Source organism: Micromonospora sp. NPDC048905 (assembly GCF_040649655.1).
Classification (GTDB): domain Bacteria; phylum Actinomycetota; class Actinomycetes; order Mycobacteriales; family Micromonosporaceae; genus Micromonospora.
Window position 1 is genome coordinate 263,418 of sequence record NZ_JBEZFV010000001.1, and the last position, 20,266, is coordinate 283,683.

20 protein-coding genes are annotated in these 20,266 nt (G+C 71.9%); 12 read left to right on the forward strand and 8 right to left on the reverse strand.

All coding sequences use genetic code 11. The annotated features are described in order from the left end of the window. Positions 1–8 precede the first annotated feature (8 nt). Together AB0C01_RS01225 and AB0C01_RS01230 are read right to left on the reverse strand one after the other, a co-directional pair. Entirely contained in the window at positions 9–509 is a 501-nt protein-coding gene (locus AB0C01_RS01225) for a YfcE family phosphodiesterase (protein ID WP_357569908.1), read from the reverse strand. A gap of 37 nt (positions 510–546) precedes the next feature. Continuing rightward, positions 547–2,379: a glycoside hydrolase family 15 protein gene (locus tag AB0C01_RS01230; RefSeq protein ID WP_357245490.1), complete on the reverse strand. Its 1,833-nt coding sequence runs from the start codon at positions 2,377–2,379 to the stop codon at positions 547–549. A 122-nt stretch (positions 2,380–2,501) separates the two neighbouring features. Here AB0C01_RS01230 and AB0C01_RS01235 point away from each other — a divergent pair, with 122 nt between their 5' ends. Then, on the forward strand, positions 2,502–3,086 hold the full coding sequence (locus tag AB0C01_RS01235; protein WP_357245493.1) for a general stress protein: 585 nt from the start codon (positions 2,502–2,504) through the stop codon (positions 3,084–3,086). A gap of 51 nt (positions 3,087–3,137) precedes the next feature. On the opposite strand, the gene AB0C01_RS01240 is transcribed toward AB0C01_RS01235, so the two are convergent. Next, the gene (locus AB0C01_RS01240) at positions 3,138–3,725 is read right to left on the reverse strand and encodes a DUF1684 domain-containing protein (protein ID WP_357569909.1); all 588 of its coding nucleotides are present in this window, start codon (positions 3,723–3,725) and stop codon (positions 3,138–3,140) included. A gap of 33 nt (positions 3,726–3,758) precedes the next feature. Continuing rightward, the gene (locus tag AB0C01_RS01245; RefSeq protein ID WP_357245499.1) at positions 3,759–4,328 is read right to left on the reverse strand and encodes a TetR/AcrR family transcriptional regulator; all 570 of its coding nucleotides are present in this window, start codon (positions 4,326–4,328) and stop codon (positions 3,759–3,761) included. A gap of 60 nt (positions 4,329–4,388) precedes the next feature. On the opposite strand from AB0C01_RS01245, the gene AB0C01_RS01250 reads away from it, so the two are divergent. Beyond that, a complete protein-coding gene (locus tag AB0C01_RS01250) occupies positions 4,389–4,877 on the forward strand; it encodes an FBP domain-containing protein (RefSeq protein WP_357245501.1) in 489 nt (162 codons plus the stop codon). Between the two features lie 40 nt (positions 4,878–4,917). On the opposite strand, the gene AB0C01_RS01255 is transcribed toward AB0C01_RS01250, so the two are convergent. Beyond that, positions 4,918–5,451: a GNAT family N-acetyltransferase gene (locus tag AB0C01_RS01255; RefSeq protein WP_357245504.1), complete on the reverse strand. Its 534-nt coding sequence runs from the start codon at positions 5,449–5,451 to the stop codon at positions 4,918–4,920. 157 nt (positions 5,452–5,608) lie between these two features. Here AB0C01_RS01255 and AB0C01_RS01260 point away from each other — a divergent pair, with 157 nt between their 5' ends. The 3 genes from AB0C01_RS01260 to AB0C01_RS01270 all read left to right on the forward strand — a co-directional run bounded on the left by AB0C01_RS01260 (position 5,609) and on the right by AB0C01_RS01270 (position 9,004). After that, entirely contained in the window at positions 5,609–6,091 is a 483-nt protein-coding gene (locus AB0C01_RS01260) for a MarR family transcriptional regulator (protein ID WP_357245507.1), read from the forward strand. Positions 6,092–6,101: 10 nt separating this feature from the next. After that, complete coding sequence (locus AB0C01_RS01265; protein WP_357245510.1) at positions 6,102–7,088, forward strand: pirin family protein; 987 nt, start codon at positions 6,102–6,104, stop codon at positions 7,086–7,088. Positions 7,089–7,414: 326 nt separating this feature from the next. After that, positions 7,415–9,004 (forward strand): phospholipase D-like domain-containing protein, encoded by a 1,590-nt coding sequence (locus AB0C01_RS01270; protein ID WP_357245512.1) that lies wholly within the window; start codon positions 7,415–7,417, stop codon positions 9,002–9,004. Here the strand turns inward: AB0C01_RS01270 and AB0C01_RS01275 are convergent. Then, positions 8,953–9,705: a hypothetical protein gene (locus tag AB0C01_RS01275; RefSeq protein ID WP_357569910.1), complete on the reverse strand. Its 753-nt coding sequence runs from the start codon at positions 9,703–9,705 to the stop codon at positions 8,953–8,955. The two genes, AB0C01_RS01270 and AB0C01_RS01275, sit on opposite strands and share 52 nt — an antisense overlap. A gap of 315 nt (positions 9,706–10,020) precedes the next feature. On the opposite strand from AB0C01_RS01275, the gene AB0C01_RS01280 reads away from it, so the two are divergent. Together AB0C01_RS01280 and hrpB are read left to right on the forward strand one after the other, a co-directional pair. After that, complete coding sequence (locus AB0C01_RS01280) at positions 10,021–10,845, forward strand: SigB/SigF/SigG family RNA polymerase sigma factor (RefSeq protein ID WP_357245517.1); 825 nt, start codon at positions 10,021–10,023, stop codon at positions 10,843–10,845. 82 nt (positions 10,846–10,927) lie between these two features. Further along, on the forward strand, positions 10,928–13,456 hold the full coding sequence (hrpB, locus tag AB0C01_RS01285; protein WP_357245520.1) for an ATP-dependent helicase HrpB: 2,529 nt from the start codon (positions 10,928–10,930) through the stop codon (positions 13,454–13,456). Positions 13,457–13,465: 9 nt separating this feature from the next. Here hrpB and AB0C01_RS01290 read toward each other — a convergent pair whose 3' ends face one another. Further along, positions 13,466–14,191 (reverse strand): protein phosphatase 2C domain-containing protein, encoded by a 726-nt coding sequence (locus tag AB0C01_RS01290; protein ID WP_357245523.1) that lies wholly within the window; start codon positions 14,189–14,191, stop codon positions 13,466–13,468. Positions 14,192–14,452: 261 nt separating this feature from the next. Between AB0C01_RS01290 and AB0C01_RS01295 the strand changes: the two genes are divergently transcribed. The 4 genes from AB0C01_RS01295 (at position 14,453) to AB0C01_RS01310 (ending at position 19,006) form a co-directional block, all read left to right on the forward strand. After that, entirely contained in the window at positions 14,453–17,062 is a 2,610-nt protein-coding gene (locus AB0C01_RS01295; RefSeq protein ID WP_357569911.1) for a glycoside hydrolase family 9 protein, read from the forward strand. A gap of 76 nt (positions 17,063–17,138) precedes the next feature. Then, positions 17,139–17,408 (forward strand): hypothetical protein, encoded by a 270-nt coding sequence (locus AB0C01_RS01300; RefSeq protein WP_357569912.1) that lies wholly within the window; start codon positions 17,139–17,141, stop codon positions 17,406–17,408. A 125-nt stretch (positions 17,409–17,533) separates the two neighbouring features. Beyond that, positions 17,534–17,701, forward strand: a complete 168-nt coding sequence (locus AB0C01_RS01305) for a hypothetical protein (RefSeq protein ID WP_357569913.1) — start codon at positions 17,534–17,536, stop codon at positions 17,699–17,701. Between the two features lie 54 nt (positions 17,702–17,755). After that, the gene (locus AB0C01_RS01310; RefSeq protein ID WP_357569914.1) at positions 17,756–19,006 is read left to right on the forward strand and encodes a DUF222 domain-containing protein; all 1,251 of its coding nucleotides are present in this window, start codon (positions 17,756–17,758) and stop codon (positions 19,004–19,006) included. Positions 19,007–19,233: 227 nt separating this feature from the next. Here the strand turns inward: AB0C01_RS01310 and AB0C01_RS01315 are convergent, their stop codons facing one another. Beyond that, entirely contained in the window at positions 19,234–19,824 is a 591-nt protein-coding gene (locus AB0C01_RS01315; RefSeq protein WP_357245539.1) for a hypothetical protein, read from the reverse strand. A gap of 55 nt (positions 19,825–19,879) precedes the next feature. On the opposite strand from AB0C01_RS01315, the gene AB0C01_RS01320 reads away from it, so the two are divergent. Beyond that, positions 19,880–20,191 (forward strand): hypothetical protein, encoded by a 312-nt coding sequence (locus tag AB0C01_RS01320; protein ID WP_357245542.1) that lies wholly within the window; start codon positions 19,880–19,882, stop codon positions 20,189–20,191. Positions 20,192–20,266 lie beyond the last annotated feature (75 nt).

The following is a 20,266-nucleotide window of genomic DNA, read 5'->3' on the forward strand; positions in this document are numbered from 1 at the left end:
GGGGGCGGTCAGGGACGGGGCAGGGCGTGCAGGCGCACCTCGGTCAGGCTGCCCCCGTGTACCTCGGCGGTGAGGTAGGTGGCGTGGGGTTGGGAACGCCGGTCGGTGGGCGAGCCGGGGTTGAGCAGGCGCAGACCACCGGGCGCCTCGGTGTCCCAGGGGATGTGCGAGTGCCCGAAGACCAGCACGTCGACATCGGGAAACCGGGCCGCACACCGCTTCTCCCGACCGGTGCGTGGCCCGGTCTCGTGCACCACGGCGACGCACAGGCCGTCGAGGTCGACCCGGGCCACCTCCGGCAGCCGGGCGCGCAGCACCGGCCCGTCGTTGTTGCCGTACACCCCGACCAGCCGGCGCGACCGCGCGGTCATCGCGTCGAGCAGCGCCGCGTCCACCCAGTCACCGGCGTGCACCACCACGTCCGCGGCCTCGATCGCCGCCCAGAGCGGGTCGGGCAGGTCCCGGGCCCGCTTCGGTACGTGGGTGTCCGCCGTGAGCACCAACCGCATCCGGCCATTCTCCCGCGTGCCCCGACGACCCGCCCGGCTAACGACCCGTCGGGGTGAAGTACGCCGGGGGCATCCCGCACTCGCGCAACGTCGGGTTCCGCTCGACGTCGGTGAGCACTCCGGCGGCATTGATCAGGCCGATGTGCGAGAACGCCTGCGGGAAGTTGCCCAACTGCTCCCCGGTCTGTTGATTGATCTGCTCGGCGAACAGGCCCAGGTCGTTGACCCGACCAGCCAGATCGCGAAACAACTCGTGCGCCCGGTCCCGCTCGCCGGCCAACGCCAGGCAACTCACCAGCCAGAACGAACAGATGACGAAGCCCGCCGGGTCACCGTCCCAGCGCCGCAGCAGGCCGTCGTGCGACAGCCCCCGTTCCACCGCGCGGACCGTCGCGCGCATCCGCGGGTCGTCGGCCCGCAGGAAACCCACCAGCGGCATCACCAGCACGGACGCGTCCAGCTCGTCGGAGTCGAAGATCCCGGTGTACGACTGGAGCCGGTCGCTCCACCCCCGCGTGAGGATCGCCGCGCGCACCTCGTCCCGGGCCGCCGTCCAGCGGGCCAGGTCCTGCGGCTCGCCGAGCTGGTCGCCGAAGCGGACCGCCCGGTCCAGGGCGACCCAGCACTCCACCTTCGAGGACACGTGGTGGTGTTGGACGCCTCGCTCCTCCCACATCCCCGCGTCGGGCTGTCTCCAGTCCTGCTCGGCCTGGTCGGCGAGCACCCGGAGCAGGTGGTAGACCTCCGGGTCGAACGGCTCCAACTGGTCCCGCATCAGCCAGGCGGCGTCCATGGCCGCGCCGTAGATGTCGTTCTGCCGCTGCCGCCACGCGTCGTTACCGGTCACCACCGGCGGGCTGTGGCGGTATCCGCCGAGTTGGTCGAGCCGGTGTTCGGTGAGGTCCCGCTCCCCCAGCACCCCGTACATGATGGGTACCGGCTGGTCGTCGATCCGGCCCATGGCCCGCCCCAACCAGGCGAACTGTCGCCGCACCTCGTCGAAGCACGCCGACCGCCACAGTGCCCGCAGGGTGTGGCTGAAGTCGCGCACCCAGACGTAGCGGTAGTCGTAGTTGCGGTCTCCGCCGAGCTCCTCCGGCAGCGAGGTGGTCACCGAGGCCACCACGGCGCCACTGGGCCGGTACGTCATGCCCTGTATAACCAGCCCGCTGCGCCGCACCTCCTCGGCGTAGAGGCCCTCGTAGTGGTGCTCGTCGGCCCAGGACTGCCAACCGGCGACGGTGTCGGCGATCGTCTGGTCGGCGTCCGGCACCTCCGGCAGGGGGGCGTCGTAGGTCGGGGCGTACCCGAGGGTGAAGTTGTGGGTCGCGCCGGCGCGGACGGTGAACGTCGCCGTGGCATCGCCGTCCTCGCCGCACGTCAACCGCACGCTGCTGCGGAAGGTGAGCCGCGCGGCCCCGGCGATGGCTTCGAGCATGTCCGCGCGCTCGACCAGGTACGCGATGGTGCGCCCGTACTCGAAGCGCGGCCGGTAGTGCACCCGCATCGGCACCGCGCCGGTGAGCCCCTGCACGCTGCGGACCAGCACCTGCGGGGAGCGCATCCCGATGTCGTGACCACGGCTGCCGGGCTCGAAGGCGAGCGCGTCGGTGAGCGCGACGTCCCCCTGCGCGGTGCGGAAGACGGTCCGCAGCACGAGGGTGTTGTCGAGGTAGCAACGTTCGACTGTGAAATCGGCCTCCGGCCGGATCGACCAGTGTCCAGCGCCCTCGTCGAGCAGCCGGCCGAACACCGACGGGGCGTCGAACCGCCCCGGGCACCACCAGTTAACCGAGCCCAGGGAGTCCACCAGCGCCGCGCTGCGTCCGTCGGCGAGAAACCCGTAGTCGCTGATCTGTCCGTTCTCCACCCGCCTGGCTACCCGGGCCGCCCGCCCCCATTCCTCCGAGCCGGGGACGGCACTCCGCGTGCTGGCCGGCGTTACCGCTCGGCACGGGCGGGAACCCGGAGGGCTGACGAGGGAGGATGCTCATGACGTCAGCTTCGGGGCCGACCGCCGCGTGGCGGCCCGGCACACAGGATGACGACCTGCTTCCAACCGGGCCGGCCGGCCGCCTGTCGACACCGGGTGGTGACGGCCACGGGCCGGAGACCGGCGCGCCGACCGTGACGATCGGCTCGTACCCGGACTATCCGGCTGCACAGCGGGTCGTCGACTATCTGGCCGACAATCGCTTTCCGGTGGAGCACACCGCCATCGTCGGCACCAACCTCACCCTGGTGGAGACGGTGCTCGGGCGGATGACCACCGGTCGAGCCGCACTGCTCGGCGCCGGCACCGGCGCCTGGTTCGGACTCTTCATCGGCCTGCTGTTCGGCATCTTCACCGTCGGCAACTGGCTGGCGGTGATCCTGGTCGGGCTGGTCATCGGCGCGATCTGGGGTGCCGTGTTCGGTGCGGTCGCGCACGCGATGACGGGCGGGCAGCGGGACTTCACCTCGGCCAGCTCGCTACGCGCCGGCCAGTACGCGGTGACCGTCGACGCGCAGCTCGCCGACCAGGCCCGACAGCTGATGGGTCGGATGCAGATGCCCGGCGGGGCCGCCAACCGCTGAGCGACGATCGACCGGCCGCCCGTCCCGGCACCATCCGGGGCGGGCGGCCGTTCAGTCGTGGTACGCCAGCTCGCCGGCGCGGATCTCGACCTCGACCCGGTTCTCCGGCGGCGCCAGGGGGCACGCCCAGCGGTCGTCGTACGCGCAGCTGGGGTTGTAGAGGTAGTTGGCGTCCAGTCGGACCCGGTCGCCGGGCAGCAGCTCGACGCCTCGACCGAAGGTGCCCTTCACCGTGTCGGTGAGGTAGCGGCCTCCCCCGTAGGTCTCCCGCCCGCAGGTGCCGTCGCGCAGCGGCACGAACAGCCCGCCGCCGTACGCCTCGATCCACCACAGGGTCAGCGGCCCCCACGGCGTCTCGGCCACCGCCACCCGCCGGTACGCGACCACTCCGTCCGGGCCTCCGGTGTCGATCCGCAGCTCGCCGCTGGCCGACCGTAGGGGTGCCTCGACCACGGCCTCCGGGTTGGGCGGGAAGTAGCGCACCCCGGCGAAGCCCGGCCGTTCCGCCGCGGGGATCGGGCTCTGCGAGTGGGTGGCGAACAGGTCGTCGCGGCCGGCCCGGAACCCGGTCAGGTCGGCGTCGGACAGGTACAGCCGGGCCACCCGCTCCCGCCAGTCGGCCAGTTCCAGTTGATCCACGTGTCCGAGCCTAGGCCGTCGCGGTGGGGCAGCTCAGCGCGACGGCCAGTTGCTCAGAACCGCGTCGAGGGCGTCCAGGGTGCGCGACCACGAGTCGTCCGTCGCCCGCGGGGTGTGCCGGAAGCCGCCGGTGCGCTCCAGGCTGACGAACCCGTGGAACGTGCTGTGCATCATCCGGACGGCGTCGGTCTGGTCGGGCTCGACGAGCCGGTAGCCACGCAGGATCGCCCGGGTCATCTCGGCGTGTCGGACGCCCGCGCTCGCCGCGGCGGTCTCCGGGTCCAGGTCGATCTGCATGGCGGCGTACCGGCCCGGGTGCTGTGTCGCGTAGTCCCGGTAGGCGTTGGCGAAGGCCACCAGCGCGTCCTTGCCGGCGCGGCCGGCGAGCGCGGCGCCCACCCGGTCGGCCAGTTCCGCCAGCGCCAGCAGGGCGATGCGGACCCGCAGGTCCTGTGCGTTCCTGAGGTGGAAGTACAGGCTCGCGTCCTTCACCCCGAAACGGCGGGCGAGCGCGGCGACTGTCACGTTGTCCACGCCCACCTCGTCGGCCAGCTCGGCCCCGGCCAGCGTCAGCCGTTCGACGGTCACCCCGGCACGTGGCATGCAGCACTCTCCCAACCTAGCCATAATATTCGCTTGCCTACGAGAGCTAGGCTACTACCTATGTTGGTCCTGACCGAATCCGCCATCCGCGCGTCCTTCGTCAACTGCAGCCGGGGCGAGGCGAAGCGGCTCACCGTACCCAACGATCTTGCGATGCGTCCCTGGGACGACCTCGACTTCCTCGGCTGGCGGGACCCCTCCGCTCCGCAGCGGGCCTACCTGGTCGCCGAGACCGACGGCAAGCTGGCCGGGGTGGTGCTGCGGGCCGCGAAGCACCAGATGGGGCGCGTGCGGCACAGCATGTGCTCGTTCTGCCTGACCACGCACCTCGGCGGCGGCGTCTCGCTGATGACCGCCCCCAAGGCTGGTCCAAGCGGACGGCAGGGTGACTCCGTGGGCACGTACCTGTGCTCGGACCTGGCCTGTTCGCTGTATCTGCGCGGGAAGAAGCACGCCGGGCCTCCCGCGCCCGAGCCACTGCCCCTGCCGGAGCGGATCGAGCGCGTCCAGACCGCCCTCGCGACCTTCCTCCGCAAGGTCACCGAGTGACGGCTCGGCGCGACCGGGCCGAAACGTGTGCGGACCCCGACTACCTGTCGGTCGACAGACGGGCGTGCAGGTGCTCGTCGTAGCGGCGGCCGTCACCGTAGCGGTACGACTCGCGCAGCGTGCCCTCGGCGGGGTAGCCGGCGCGCTCGGCGACCCGGCAGGACGCCGGGTTGGCCACCGCGTGACACAGCTCCAACCGGTGCAACCGCAGGTCGCTGAACGCCCAGTCGGTGAGCCGGACGACGGCCCGCACCGCCACCTGCCGCCCGCGCGCCGCCGGCGCCGTCCAGTAACCGATGGACGCGTCGCCGTGGTGGATGCTGTGCAGCGACACCGAGCCCAGCAGCTTCCCGTCGGCCGCCGAGGCCACCGCCAGAGAGACGTGGTCACCGGCGGACCAGTCGGCCCGGCGGCGGACCCAGAGCAGCGCGGCCTGATCGTCGATCGGGCCGCCACCCTGCGGGTTCCACTGGGCGATGGCCGGATCGAGCAGGGCTTCGCGCACCGCCGGCGCGTCCTCGTCTCGCCAGGGGCGCAGCAGCAGGTCGGCGGTGGTGAGCTCCAGGTGTTCCACGAGGCCGGAGTCTGGCACATCGCGCCGCCGTCGCACCGCTGATTTTGCATCCACTTCCTTCAAGTTTGCAGAAACCGGCGGCTCGGCGGCCCGAACGTGACCCAGGCAACGCTCAACAGCAGTAGTTAAATTTTGAACAAGTGCTATCGTCGTGGTCATGACTGAGAGCCTGGGCCGCACCCGAGAGGCCGCCTGGCGCACCTACATCGAGGCCAGCCAGCGTCTCTACACCCAGTTGGAAGAGGATCTGCGCGCCGACAGCGAGCTGACCTTCGCCGACTACCACGTGCTGGTCCTGCTCTCCGAGGCACCGGGGCAACGGCTGCGGATGGGCGAGTTGGCCAACCGGCTGATCTTCTCGCCCAGCCGACTGACGTACCAGATCTCCTCCATGCAGCGCCGCGGCCTGGTCAGCAAGGAACCCTGCCCGGACGACCGACGCGGCAGCGAGGCGGTGCTCACCGCCGCCGGGCTGCTCGCCCTGTCCGAAGCCGCACCGCACCACCTGGCGTCGGTTCGCGCCCACCTCATGGACGACCTCGACGACGCCGAGGTCGCCTGCCTCACCCGGGTCTTCGACCGGCTCGGCCGCCGCCTGCGCGCGGCCCGGACCGCCTCGTCCACCCACGCCACCCGTTAAGGAGCCTCCGATGCCCGCGATCACCGTCGACAACGTCGTTGTCCTGCCGCGCCTGCCCCACCTCGGCGAGAGCACCGCATTCCGCAAGGTCCGCACGGTGACCACCGCGCCCAGCGGCTTCGAGGGTGAGGGCTTCCCGGTCCGTCGCGCCTTCGCCGGGGTGTCGACCACCGACCTGGACCCGTTCATCCACCTCGACCAGATGGGCGAGGTGGACTACGCGCCGGGCGAGCCCAAGGGCACCCCGTGGCACCCGCACCGCGGCTTCGAGACCGTCACGTACATCATCGACGGCATCTTCGACCACCAGGACTCCAACGGCGGTGGCGGCACCATCACCGACGGCGACACGCAGTGGATGACGGCGGGCAGCGGCCTGCTGCACATCGAGGCGCCGCCGGAGCACCTGGTGATGAGCGGTGGGCTCTTCCACGGCACCCAGCTCTGGGTCAACCTGCCCCGCTCGGCCAAGATGAACCCGCCCCGCTACCAGGACATCCGGGGCCGGCAGTCGGCGCTGCTCACCACGCCCGACGGCGGCGCGCTGATCCGCGTCATCGCCGGTGAGATCGCCGGGCACCGCGGCCCGGGGTCGACCTTCACGCCGATCACCATCACCCACGTCACGGTGCAGCCCGGGGCGCAGGTCGACCTGCCCTGGCAGCCCGACTTCAACGCCCTGGTGTACGTGCTCGGCGGTCGCGGCACGGTCGGCACCGAGCGGCGGCCGGTCCGCACCGGTCAGCTCGCGGTGCACGGCCCGGGCGACGCGCTGCGCTTCGGCGCGGACACCGCGCAGGACAGCAACACCCCGGCGCTGGATCTCTACATCATGGGTGGCAAGCCGATCCGGGAGCCGGTGGCGCAGTACGGCCCGTTCGTGATGAACACCCGCGACGAACTGCTCCAGGCGTTCGACGACTTCAAGGCCGGTCGACTCGGCGTAATCCCCACCGAGCGGCTGCCGCACACCGGCGGCCAGGGCGCCCGGCCCTGACCCTTCGTCGGCACTGAGGTCGGCGCCGGCGCCCCCGGTTCACCACGGGCGCGCCGGCGCCGCCTCAGGAGACCGCAAAAATCCCAGCCACACCAAGAATCACCATCACCAACACCGCTACCAGCGCACCCCGTTCGCTCTCCACCGCCGGCTCGCGGTACTCGGTCACGGGGTTCGTTGTGTCGCGGGGCATGGTGTGGCCTCCTCGGCTGTTGTCGCGTGGCTGCGATGGCGTTGGCCAGGTCACCGGTCTGCCGGGCTGGCGTGCGGACCCGCGTCGGGGGTCCTACCGTGAGGACGTTGCCGACCTCCAGGGGGGCTGGACGTTGCCGTCGCAGGACTGGTTCCTCACCGCGCAGGAACGCGCCAACCCGGTGTCTGGGTTACCCGTCTGGACCAGGGGAAACCTCGCTGAGCCGCTGATTCACGGTGCCGCCTACTTCGACCGGCTGGTCGACGAGGTGGAGGCACTGGGGCCTGGCGACCACCTGTTCTTCACCGACTGGCGCGGTGACCCGGACGAGCGGCTGCGTCCCGACGGCCCGACCGTGGCCCAACTCTTCGCCCAGGCCGCCCAGCGCGGCGTGGTGGTCAAGGGACTGATCTGGCGCTCGCACCTCGACGTGCTCGCCTACAGCGAGGCGGAAAATCGCGACCTCAGCGAGACGATCTCCGCGGCCGGTGGCGAGGTGCTGCTCGACCAGCGGGTCCGCCGTGGCGGCTCGCACCACCAGAAGCTCGTGGTGCTGCGGCACCTGGACGCACCCGAACGGGACGTCGCGTTCGCCGGCGGGATCGACCTGTGCCACAGCCGGCGCGACGACGCCGCTCACCACGGTGATCCGCAGCCGGTCCAGATGTCCCCCCGGTACGGCCCCAACCCGCCCTGGCACGACGTCCAGCTCGCGGTGCGGGGCCCGGTGGTCGGTGCGCTGGACACGCTGTTCCGGGAACGCTGGACCGACCCGATGCCGCTGGACTCGGAAAACCCGATGGCCTACCTGCGGGACCGGTTGCGCGGCGCGGACCTGCGGCCGGATCCGCTGCCCGAGCAACCCGCCGACCCGCCCGAATGTGGTCCCCACCAGATCCAGGTGCTGCGCACCTACCCCGCCGTCCGCCCGCGTTACTCGTTCGCGCCCGACGGCGAGCGGACCGTGGCCCGGGGTTACACCAAGGCGGTACGTCGCGCCCGCCGACTCATCTACCTGGAGGACCAGTACCTGTGGTCGGCCGAGGTGGCGGACCTGTTCGCGCACGCACTGCGGGACAACCCGGAGCTGCACCTGATCGCCGTGGTGCCCCGACACCCGGACGTGGACGGCAGGTTCGCGCTGCCACCGAACATGGTCGGCCGCGAGCAGGCGCTGTCGCTGTGCGAACGGGCCGCACCGGACCGGGTGCACGTGTTCGACGTGGAGAACCACGCCGGCGATCCGGTCTACGTGCACGCCAAGGTGTGCGTGGTGGACGACGTCTGGGCCAGCGTCGGCAGCGACAACTTCAACCGCCGGTCCTGGACGCACGACAGCGAGTTGTCCTGCGCGGTGCTCGACGACACCCGCGACGAGCGGGCGCCCACCGACCCGGCGGGCCAGGGCGACGGCGCGCGGGCCTTCGCCCGGGACCTGCGACTACGGCTCTGGCGTGAGCACCTCGACCGGGATCCGGACGGCGCGGACGACGCCGACCTGCTCGACCCGGCGGACGCCGTCGCGGCTGTCACGGCCGCCGCCGACGCGCTGCAACGCTGGTACGACGACGGCCAGGTGGGTGAGCGACCGCCCGGCCGGCTGCGCCCGCACCGCCCCGAGCGGCTGCCGTGGTACACCCGTGCCTGGGCACTGCCGGTGTACCGGCTGGTCTACGACCCGGACGGCAGGCCGCTGCGGGCGAGGCTGGCCGGCACCTGGTGAGTCGACCGGAGCGGCTCCGCCGCGGCGGCGACCGGATGCACGCTCAACCCACCGGGGTAGGCGAATGAGGAGCGCGGCGAGTAGTAGCCGAAGCCGATGGTCAGCGGGTTGGCCGGGCGGAGCGCGTACATCGGATGCCCCGGCTGGAGGAACTCCACCGACTCGATCTCGAACGGGGCCACCGGTTCGGCGACGAAGGGGTAGACCGAGCTGAGGAGCTGGCCGTCGCGGCGGGTGAAGTAGCGGTGGTGACCGCTGCTGATCGCGTGGCCGGTCTCCCCCACCCGGCACCGTGCCCGGATCAACGTCGTCCCGTCGATGTCCGTCTCGGAGAGCAGGGCCTCGCCGCGCACCTCGATCCGGGTCCGGCCGGTCAACACCGGGGCGCCGCGGGCGGCCGCGTACTCACGGACCACGGTGCTGGAGGCCACGTAGGTGGTCCACCAGCCGCCCGGGTTGAGCCCACCGGGCGCGTCGACGCCGAGGAGCGAGACGCCGAGATAGGTGAGCGAGTACGCGCCGAAGCCGGAGGTCTGCGTCTCGTCCTCGACGATGTACTGGTTGAGGAACACCTGGTGGTCGGGGCGCGGGCACAGGCCCGGTGGGACCAGTGCGGCGACGGCGTCCGGGTCGGCCGGGATCCAGCTGAAGTAGAGCGTGCGACTGTTCACGACGAGCTGGGGAGCGGCTGGATCGAGCACGGTGCCTCCGAACCGGGTGTGTACACGCGACGCTACGGCCGGTCCCACCGGCGGGACAACGACGGATAGTCGACACTTCTGTTCACCTGTCGGATTCCATGTTGACCACTCGGCCGATGGGTAAGGGTGCTCACAGCTCTCCCCATTTGCGCCCTATTTGCACTTTTTGCTCCACGACACGCCTTAAGTGCATCAGCCTTTCGGCTAGATTTCGGGGAGACGATCAGGCTAAGGTGAGTCCCGAACGGCCCATTGAAAGCTAAACCAAAGCGTCACACCTTTTTGTCCGCGGACGAGGTGCAGGGAGGACCACCCATGACCGCGCCAACGATCACCGAGCAGCCGAGCACCACGGCGAAGGCCAGCACCAAGCTTGACCCCCGCGCGCTCACCGACAGCGCCGCCGACCTGCTCAACGCCATGGCGGCCCTGCCCGCCAACCACCCGTCGCGCGCCGCACTGCGGGACCGCGCCATCGAGGCCTGGCTGCCGCTGGCCAACCACCTGGCCCACCGCTACAGCGGCCGCGGCGAGCCGACCGACGACCTGGCCCAGACCGCCGCGGTCGGCCTGATCAAGGCCATCGACAAGTTCGACCCGTCCCGCGGTGTCGACTTCGCCGGGTACGCGATCCCCACCATCATCGGCGAGCTCAAGCGGCACTTCCGGGACCGCACCTGGGACATCCGGGTGCCCCGCCGGCTCCAGGAGCTGCGGCTGGCCATCTCCGACGCCAACAGCTCGCTGCTGCAGACCCTCGGCCGCTCGCCGACGGTCGCCGACATCGCCGCCCACCTCAAGCTCACCGAGGAAGAGGTCCTGGAGGGCCTGGAGGGCGCCCGCGCCTACAACGCGGTGTCGCTGTCCACCCCGACCGGTGACGGCGAGCGCGCCACCGAGCTGGGTGACATGCTCGGCGGCGAGGACAACGAGTTCGAGCTGGCGGAGCTGCGGGTCGCTCTCGGCCCGGCGCTGGCCACCCTCGACGAGCGCGAGCAGAAGATCCTCACGCTGCGCTTCTACGGCAACCTGACCCAGTCGCAGATCGCCGACCAGATCGGTGTCTCGCAGATGCACGTCTCCCGGCTGTTGACCCGCGCGCTGACCAAGCTGCGCGGCCAGCTCGACGGCACGTACTGAGGTAGCGACGACGGTGGGCCGGGTCGACAGACCCGGCCCACCGTCGTACCCGGAGGCACCCGCGCCGGTGCGAGACTGGGCCGTGCTCTCCGACGTAACCCTGGACCTGCCGGTACGCCCGGTGCTGCCGGCGCTTGTCGCGGCACTCGACGCGGCCGGGGCCGGCGTCCTGGTCGCTCCGCCGGGCACCGGCAAGACCACCCTCGCGCCACTGGCCGTGGCCGACCGGGTGAGCGGTCGGGTGGTGATCGCGCAACCCCGTCGGGTGGCCGCGCGCGCCGCCGCCCGACGGATGGCCGAGTTGCTCGGTGAACGGGTCGGCGACCGCGTCGGCTACGCGGTGCGCGGCGAGCGTCGGGTCAGCTCCGCGACGCGGGTGGAGGTGGTCACCACCGGCCTGCTGGTCCGCCGGCTGCACCACGACCCGGAGCTGTCCGGCACGGGCGCGGTGCTGCTCGACGAGTGCCACGAGCGGCAACTCGACGCCGACCTGGCGCTGGCCTTCACGGTGGAGGCGCGGGCCGCGCTGCGGCCGGATCTGTGGCTGCTGGCGATGTCCGCCACCCCGGACACCGACCGCTTCGCCGCGCTGCTCGGCGGGTCCGCCCCGGCCCCGGTGGTACGGGCCGACTCGGCACTGCACCCGGTTGAGCGGATCTGGGCCCCGCCGGCGCGCCCGATCGTCACCTCCGGTGCCGGGCCGGTGGATCGGGCACTGCTCGACCACGTGGCCGCGACCGTCCGGCGGGCGCTGCGCGAACGCGCCGGTGACGTGCTGGTCTTCCTGCCCGGCGCCGGCGAGATCGCGGCGGTCAGCGGGCGGCTGGCCGACCTGCGGGACACCGTCGCCCTGTTGCCGCTGCACGGCCGGCAGCGGGGCGCCGAGCAGGACGCGGCCCTGCGTCCCGCCGACCGACGCCGGGTCGTGCTGGCCACCGCGCTGGCCGAGACCAGCCTGACCGTGCCGGGCGTACGGGTGGTGGTGGACGCCGGGCTGTCCCGTGTGCCCCGCATCGACCTGGCCCGTGGGCTGGGCGCGCTGGTCACCGTGCCGGTCTCCCGAGCCGCCGCCACCCAGCGGGCCGGTCGGGCCGGTCGGGAGGCCCCCGGGTACGTCTACCGCTGCTGGTCCGCGGCGACCCACGAACGGTTGCCCGCCCGCGCCGAGCCGGAGATCGCCACCGCCGACCTGACCGGCTTCGCACTGGAGCTGGCCGCCTGGGGCCGGCCGGACGGCGTCGGGCTCGCGCTGCCCGACGCGCCACCGGCTGCCGCGCTGACGGTGGCCCGGGACACCCTGCTCACCCTGGGCGCGGTCGACGTCGACGGTCGGATCACCGCGCGGGGGCGGGCGATCGCCGCCGCCGGCGCGCACCCACGGCTGGCCAGGGCGCTGCTCGACGGCGCCGGTCGGGTCGGCGCGGACCGGGCGGCCGAGGTGGTCGCCCTGCTCGCCGAGGAGGGCGCGGCCGGCCCCGGCGACGACCTGGTCGCCGGTTGGCGTCGGCTGCGCGCCGGCGTCGACGCGGGGGCGACCGCCCGCTGGCGCACCGAGGTACGCCGGTTGCGGGCCGCGTTACCCACCGGCTCCCCGACCGACGGCCGCGCCGCCCCCGGCTCGGGTGGGCTGAGCGACGATCTCGCCGCCGGGCTCCTCGTCGGTCTGGCGTACCCGGAGCGGTTGGCCCGGGTGCGGCGGCCGGGCGGATCGTCGTACCTGATGACCGGCGGGACCGCCGCGGAGCTGACGGCCGGGTCGGGGCTGGCCGGGTCCGACTGGCTGGCGGTGGCCGTCGCGGACCGCAACCCCGGCGCGCCGTCGGCCCGGATCCGCCGGGCCTCGCCGGTGGACGAGGCGACGGCCCGGGAGGCGGCCGGCCCGCTGCTCCGGACGAGTCGCGAGGTGGGCTGGTCCGACGGTGACGTGGTGGCCCGGGAGGTGACCCGACTGGGCGCGATCGAGCTGCTCCAGCGGCGGCTGGACCGGCCGGAGCGGGCGGAGGTGGCGGCGGCCGTGTTGACCGGTCTTCGCCAGGAGGGGCTGGGGCTGCTGACCTGGACACCGGCGGCGCGGGCGCTGCGGGAGCGCCTCGGGTTCCTCCGGCACCACCTGGGCGACCCGTGGCCGGAGGTCAGCGACGAGGCGTTGCTCGACGCCGCCGCGACCTGGCTGGGTCCCGAGCTGGCCGGGGCTCGCCGTCGGGCCGACCTGGCCCGGGTGGACGTGCCGTCGGCACTGCGCCGGTTACTGCCCTGGGCGCAGGCCGCCCGCCTGGACGAGCTGGCCCCGGAGCGGATCGAGGTGCCGAGCGGGTCCCGGGTACGGGTGGACTACACCGATCCGGCCGCGCCGGTGCTCGCCGTGAAGCTCCAGGAGACGTTCGGCTGGTCGGCGGCCCCCCGCATCGGTGCCGGGCGGACACCGGTGCTGCTGCACCTGCTCTCCCCCGCCGGCCGGCCGGTGGCGGTCACCGCCGACCTGGACTCGTTCTGGCGTACCGGCTACCCGCAGGTGCGCGCCGAGTTGCGCGGGCGCTATCCCCGGCATCCGTGGCCGGAGGATCCTCGGACGGCGACCCCCACCCGGCGCGCCGCGCCACGCCGACGCTGAGCGCCGGCGCTACTCCTCCAGGACGTCGGCCACCACGACACTCACGTTGTCCGGTGCGCCGGCGTGCAGTGCCAGATCGATCAGCTTGCCCGTGCAGGCGGTCCGATCGGGATAGTCCCTGAGCACCTCGGTGAGGGTGTCCGGGCGGACGACGTTGGAGAGGCCGTCGCTGCACAGCAGCCAGCGGTCGCCGACCCGGGGCACCATGGTCGAGTACGACGGGTTGACCTCCTCACCCTGGAGCGCCTGGGTGACGACGGCGCGGCGCGGATGGCTGCTGGCCTGGTCCGCGGTGATCACGCCCTGGTCCACCAGCATCTGGACGAACGTGTCGTCCCGGGTGACCTGCTTGAGCACGCCCTCGCGGAACAGGTAGGCCCGGGAGTCGCCGACGTGCGCGAGGGCCAGGCAACTGCCGGTCCGGGCGAACAGCAGGGCGGTGAGTGTGGTGCCCATGCCCTGGCGCTCGGGATCCTCGGCGACCGCCTGCCGGATCCGGGAGGTGGCCAGCGCGATGCCACCTTCGAGCGCGGCCACCAGGGCGTCCTCGGGGGTTTCCAGGTCCAGCGGAGCCAGCGCGTCGATGGTGAGGGCGCTGGCCAGGTCGCCGGCGGCCATCCCGCCCATGCCGTCGGCGACGGCGACGAGCCAGTTCCCGGCGTGCAGGGCGTCCTGGTTTCCGCTGCGGATCAGCCCACGGTCGCTCGTTCCCACGGAACGCAGCTTCAGGGTCATGGGAGGCAGCCTGCCAGGCGAAGGGCGCAGTTGTCTCTAGGAGATCAGGACGACGGCGCGTGGCGCGGCCAATCTCACGTCCACACGCCGGTGTCCCGGGCCGAGCCGGGCGCGGCGGTCGCCCTCGTCGCGCGCCAGAACCCATCCAGTCAGATCAATTGACACGCGGTGCCGCCGCTGGAAACATCGAGCCGTTACCTGGGAGCGCTCCCAGGTTTTCGGTCACCACCACCGTCCCCCACCCGTCCGGAAGGACTCCCCGTGACGAGATCCCGACGCCGCCTCCTGTTGGCCGCGGCGACCACCCTGGCCCTCACCGGCGCGGGCGCCGGCGCGGCCCACGCCGCGCCACCGCCGGATGCCCCCGAGCAGATCGACAACGGCGACTTCAGCGAGGGGGTGAGCCCCTGGTTCTCGTTCGGCACCGGCGCACTCGCGGTCACCGACGGGCAGCTCTGCACCACCGTGGCGGGCGGGCTGGCCAACCCCTGGGACGCCGGCATCGGCCAGGACGGGGTGCCGCTGATCGCGGGCGCCGAATACACCCTCGGCTTCGCCGTCTCCGCCACCCCCGGCGCCGCCGTCAAGGCCGTGCTGCAACTGGGCAGTGCCCCGTACACGACGTACGCGGCCGTCGACGCCACCGCGACCGGCACCCTCCAGCGGGTCGAGCAGACCTTCACCGTCCCGGACGACAATTCCAACGCCCAACTGATCTTCCAGGTCGGCGGCTCCGCCCAGACGCAGACCATCTGCCTCGACGACGTCTCGCTGCGCGGCGGCGAACCGCCCGAGCCGTACGTTCCGGACACCGGGCCGCGGGTGCGCGTCAACCAGGTCGGCTACCTGCCCGGCGGGCCGAAGAACGCCACAGTCGTCACCGAGTCCACCAGCGCGCTGCCGTGGCAGCTGCGCAGCGCTGCCGGTGCCGTCGTGGCCAGTGGCACCACCACCGCACGCGGTGTCGACGCCGCCTCCGGCCAGAACGTGCAGACCGTCGACTTCTCCAGCTACCGCACCCCCGGCAGCGGACTGACCCTCACCGTCGACGGCGAGACCAGTCACCCGTTCGACATCTCCGGCGCCGTCTACGACCAACTGCGCTCCGACTCGCTGCAGTTCTTCTACGCCCAGCGCAGCGGCATCGCGATCGACGGCGACCTGATCGGCGACGAGTACGCCCGCCCCGCCGGACACCTCGACGTGGCACCCAACAAGGGCGACACCAACGTGCCCTGCCAGCCGGGCGTCTGCGACTACTCGCTGGACGTGCGCGGCGGCTGGTACGACGCCGGCGACCACGGCAAGTACGTGGTCAACGGCGGCATCGCCACCTACCAACTGTTGAACACCTTCGAGCGCACCAAGACCGCGGCGACCGCCGACGGCGGCGCCGAACTCGCCGACAGCACGCTGCGGGTGCCGGAACGCGACAACGGTGTGCCGGACATCCTCGACGAGGCCCGCTGGGAGCTGGAGTTCCTGCTGCGCATGCAGGTACCAGCCGGCAAGCCACTGGCCGGGATGGTCCACCACAAGATCCACGACCAGAACTGGACCGGGCTGCCGCTCGCGCCGCAGGACGACCCACAACCGCGTGAGCTGCACCCGCCGTCGACCGCGGCCACCCTCAACCTGGCCGCCACCGCCGCCCAGTGCGCGCGACTGTTCGCCCCCTACGACGCGGCGTTCGCGACCCGCTGCGGCACCGCCGCGACCACGGCCTACGCCGCGGCCAAGGCCCACCCCGCGGTGTACGCCAGCCCGACCGACGGCACCGGTGGCGGCGCGTACGACGACAGCAACGTCACCGACGAGTTCTACTGGGCGGCGTCCGAGCTGTACCTCAGCACCGGCGCGGCGACCTACCTGACCGACCTGACCGCGTCGCCGCACCACACCGGAGACGTGTTCGAGGCGCGGGGCTTCGGCTGGCAGAGCGTGGCCGCGCTGGGCCGCCTCGACCTGGCCACCGTGCCGAACGGGCTGCCCGCCGCCGACCTCACCCGGGTCCGCGCCTCGGTCACCACCGCGGCCGACGCGTACCTCGCGGAGCTGCGCCGGCAGGCGTACGGGCTGCCGATGCCCGGTGACGCCAACAGCTACTTCTGGGGCGGCAACAGCAACGTCATCAACAACGCCGTCGTGCTGGCCACCGCGTTCGACCTGACCCGGAACCCCGCCTACCGCGACGGGGCCGTGCAGGCGATGGACTACATCTTCGGCCGCAACGCCCTGAACATCTCCTACGTCACCGGGTGGGGCGAGCACGCCGCGCAGAACCAGCACAGTCGGATCTTCGGCCACCAGCTCGACCCGAACCTGCCCCGACCGCCGGCCGGCTCCATCGCCGGTGGACCGAACGCCGCCCTGCAGGATCCGTTCGTGGCACAGCTGCTCGCCGGCTGCAAGCCGATGTTCTGCTACGTCGACGACATCAACTCGTACTCGACGAACGAGGTGGCGATCAACTGGAACTCGGCGCTGACCTGGATCGCCTCGTTCCTGGCCGACCAGGGTGACGCCGGCGCGGTGCCGGCCAGCACCTGCTCGGTGAGCTACAGCAACTACGGCACCTGGCAGGGCGGCACCGGGTTCACCGCACAGCTGACCATCCGCAACACCGGTGCCACGGCCGTCAACGGCTGGAACGTGCGCTTCGCGTTCACCGGCGGCCAGCGGGTACGCGAGGCGTGGTTGGCGAAGGTCACCCAGTCGGGTGCGACGGTGACCGCGAAGAACGAGTCACACAACGCCAAGATCAATCCCGGCGGCACCGTGACGTTCGGCTTCAACGCGACGACCTCCGGCGGCGCCAACCCGAACCCGGGCCTGGTCACCGTCAACGGGAATCCCTGCTCGCTGTCCTGAGCACGCACGCCTGGTGGCCGCCCTCCCCCCGGGCGGCCACCAGCTCCGCTGGACCCGGGTACCTACCATCGCGAGCATGGATGGACGAGTGTGGATCCCGGTCGGGGTGGCCGCCCTGCTGCTCGCCGTACTCCTGGTGGCCGCGCTGCTGGTCGGGGCGCGACGCCGTCGTCGCGCCCCGACCGGAGCCGACGAGACGATGCGTCGGGCGCGCCAGGCGATCGCGGCGAGCGGGCACCGTCAGCGCCGCCAACGCCGGGGCACCATGCGCGGCAAGGGCTACGGCGGCAACGACAGCCAGGCCTACAACAGTGGTCACGCCAGCGACTCCGGCGGCGGGCCCTGACCGCCCGCCTCGATCGTCGACGTGGCGGGCGGCGACCCGGACCCCGGCCGGAGTTCGGGCCGTCTCAGCGTGCGCCCGGGCCCGCGTCTCACGCCCGGTGCCTACCTGCCTTCGGAGGTGGAGCCGTGCCCATGGACGACGGACCCGTGACGCCAGCGCTCCTGATCTGGACCGCACAACGGGTGATCAACCAGCATCGCAAGCCGCCGAGCCGCTGCGCGCAGTGCCAGGACGACGGGTGCGAGATGTTGACGTGGGCGCGCAACGCGCTCAAGGTCGGCAGGCACGAATAGCCTCCCCACGCGCGGGTCGCCGAAGTTGTCGTACACCTGTTCTATTCTCGGTGGGTGTTCGAGGAGTTGGCGCAGGCGGAGGCGGCGGTCGCCGCCTGCGCCGACGCGCCGGCCTGGGCTCTCACCGAGCCCGACCTCGTCGCGGCTCTCGACGCCGCGCACCGGCTTGAGAGCCGTCTGGCGGCCGTGCGACTGACCCTGGTGCGTGAGCTGGACGGCCGGGGCACGGCGGTGGCGCAGGACGCGTCCTCGACGGCGGTCTGGCTGCGCGACCGGCTACGGCTCACGGTCCCCGCCGCCCGCCGACTTGTCGACCTCGCCGGCGCGCTGGACACCGGCCCACCGGGGGTGCGCGCAGCTCTGGCCAGTGGGGCCATCAGTGTGGAGCAGGCCCGGGTCATCGGCGCGACGGTCGGCGACGTGCACGCCGCCGCCGGCGCCGAGGCCGCCGACAAGGCGGTCGATGTGCTGGTCGAGTGGGCCGGGCAGTTCGAGCCGACCCTGCTGCGCAAACTCGGCACCCGGATCCTCGACCACGTCGCCCCGGAGGTTGCCGACACCGCCGCCGAGGCCGCGCTACGGGCATCGGAGTCGCGGGCCGCCCGCGACCGGCACGTCATCGTCAGCGAGCAGCCCGACGGCCGGCTCCGCCTCACCGGCATCCTCAACACCGAAGCCGCAGCCGCGTTCCGCGCCGCCATCGACCCACTGACCACGCCCAGCGGCCCCGACGACACCCGCACCCCGGGCCAGCGCCGCCACGACGCCCTCACCGACGTGTGCCGGCTCGCCCTGCGCACCGGCGAGCTACCCGAGAACGGCGGCGACCCCGTCCAGGTCGTCGTCACCACCAGCTACGACGGGTTGACCCAGCAGTTGGGCACCGGCGCTCTCGACACCGGCCAGCAGATCAGCGCCGAGACGGTGCGCGAGCTCGCCTGCGACGCCGCCATCCTGCCCGCCGTCCTCAACAGCACCGGTCAGGTCCTCGACGTCGGCCGGCAACGCCGCCTCATCACCGGCCCGCTCCGCCGCGCCCTGGTGCTGCGCGACCGAGGCTGCGCCTTCCCCGGCTGCGACCGCCCGCCCCGCTGGTGCGACGGCCACCACATCCGACACTGGGCCGACGGCGGCCCGACCAGCCTCGACAACGCCGTCCTGCTCTGCGGCCACCACCACCGACATCTCCACCACAGCGAGTGGGTCGTGCGGCTCGGCGGCGACGGGCATCCCGAATTCGTGCCACCCGCCTGGCTCGACCCCGAACAGATCCCCCGCCGAAACCACTACCACCGGCGGACGTGATCGCCCGCGCCGATCCGAATCGGGCGAACGCAGTGCGGCCGACGAACACGCCAGGCCCAGAGGCCGGCTGAGAGCGATGGGCACGACGCGTCGCAAGATACCGGGCACCCCCGATAGGTCCATGAATGCCCCCGACGTACGGGGTGAGACCGAGGATGCCTGGCGTCAGCGGTTCGACCTACACGGACCAAGGTGTTCTCCCAGCGGGTAACAGTGACCTGGCTGGTTCAGAACGGCGGGGTGGGGTCGAACGTGGATGGCTTGCGACGCAGGAACGGTAACCAACGCTTCAAGCCCCTGTACTTGGCCGGATGGAAGATTACACGCTCGGGTGGATCTCCCAACGTCCGCGTCCAGCGAAGACCTGCGACATCAGTGAACTCGACCGTGACCAAGGCTTCTCGCGGATCATACGAGCCGTAGTCGAGAGCCAACGGTGGATCACACTGCACGACCCCCGAGGCTTGCCCCTCGATTACCTCGCCCCACCTTTCTTCCGTCCACCCATCGATCGAGACGACGGCATCGAAGATCGGCGCTTGGCTGTGGTTCTTGACCCGCCAGTGCACCCCGACCATCGTGCCGACGGGATAGCCAGTTTCCTTATCGGTGCCGGCCATCTCTAGGCCAGCGATCTGAGCGACGACCAACCGCGCCTGCGCTGCCTCGCTGTCGCGCTGCTCATCACGACGTACACGGATCTCGTGGCGGAATAGCAGGCCGGTGAAAATCACGGCTGCGGTCGACATCACCAGACCGGCGAGGCTCCCCCACGCCTGCATCCAGTCGGTGATCTTCGGAGCCTCAGCAGCAAGCACCCGGCCAGGGTAGGGCCATCTGTCCACTCTGGCCTTCGTCCGCCATCCTGACGAGGTGACCACTCCCCTGCAGCCTGCCACCTCGACCCGGTCCCTCGCCCGAGACGTCTTGGTCAACGTCCTGGCCAACCTCATAGCTGCCGCGATCGTCTACGTCTTGGCAGTTCTTGGCGGCTACCTGAAGTCGAACCCGCTTATCCTTGGGCTGGCATTCGCAGTCCTGGCGCTTGCGGGCATACCCGCCGTGTTGTACATGACCCTCTGGTCCGACCGACGCCACACGAGAATTGGCGACTATTTGACCTTTGCAGTCATTGCATGCCTGGTGGCCGCAATCGCCATGTGGAAGATTGGCACAATGCCTTAGCAATGGTTCACACGCTCGACAGGCGCTGACATGGCAGTCCCGCCAGATGAAGACGACGTCTCAGACCAGATGGGA

What these genes read in the sequence shown, in the direction of transcription:
- AB0C01_RS01265 (WP_357245510.1), top strand. Translation starts at nt 6,102, where the DNA reads ATGCCCGCGATCACCGTCGACAACGTCGTTGTCCTGCCGCGCCTGCCC.
- AB0C01_RS01280 (WP_357245517.1), top strand. Translation starts at nt 10,021, where the DNA reads ATGACCGCGCCAACGATCACCGAGCAGCCGAGCACCACGGCGAAGGCC.
- AB0C01_RS01260 (WP_357245507.1), top strand. Translation starts at nt 5,609, where the DNA reads ATGACTGAGAGCCTGGGCCGCACCCGAGAGGCCGCCTGGCGCACCTAC.
- AB0C01_RS01225 (WP_357569908.1), bottom strand. Translation starts at nt 509, where the DNA reads ATGCGGTTGGTGCTCACGGCGGACACCCACGTACCGAAGCGGGCCCGG.
- AB0C01_RS01300 (WP_357569912.1), top strand. Translation starts at nt 17,139, where the DNA reads ATGGATGGACGAGTGTGGATCCCGGTCGGGGTGGCCGCCCTGCTGCTC.
- AB0C01_RS01250 (WP_357245501.1), top strand. Translation starts at nt 4,389, where the DNA reads ATGTTGGTCCTGACCGAATCCGCCATCCGCGCGTCCTTCGTCAACTGC.
- AB0C01_RS01290 (WP_357245523.1), bottom strand. Translation starts at nt 14,191, where the DNA reads ATGACCCTGAAGCTGCGTTCCGTGGGAACGAGCGACCGTGGGCTGATC.
- AB0C01_RS01235 (WP_357245493.1), top strand. Translation starts at nt 2,502, where the DNA reads ATGACGTCAGCTTCGGGGCCGACCGCCGCGTGGCGGCCCGGCACACAG.
- AB0C01_RS01245 (WP_357245499.1), bottom strand. Translation starts at nt 4,328, where the DNA reads ATGCCACGTGCCGGGGTGACCGTCGAACGGCTGACGCTGGCCGGGGCC.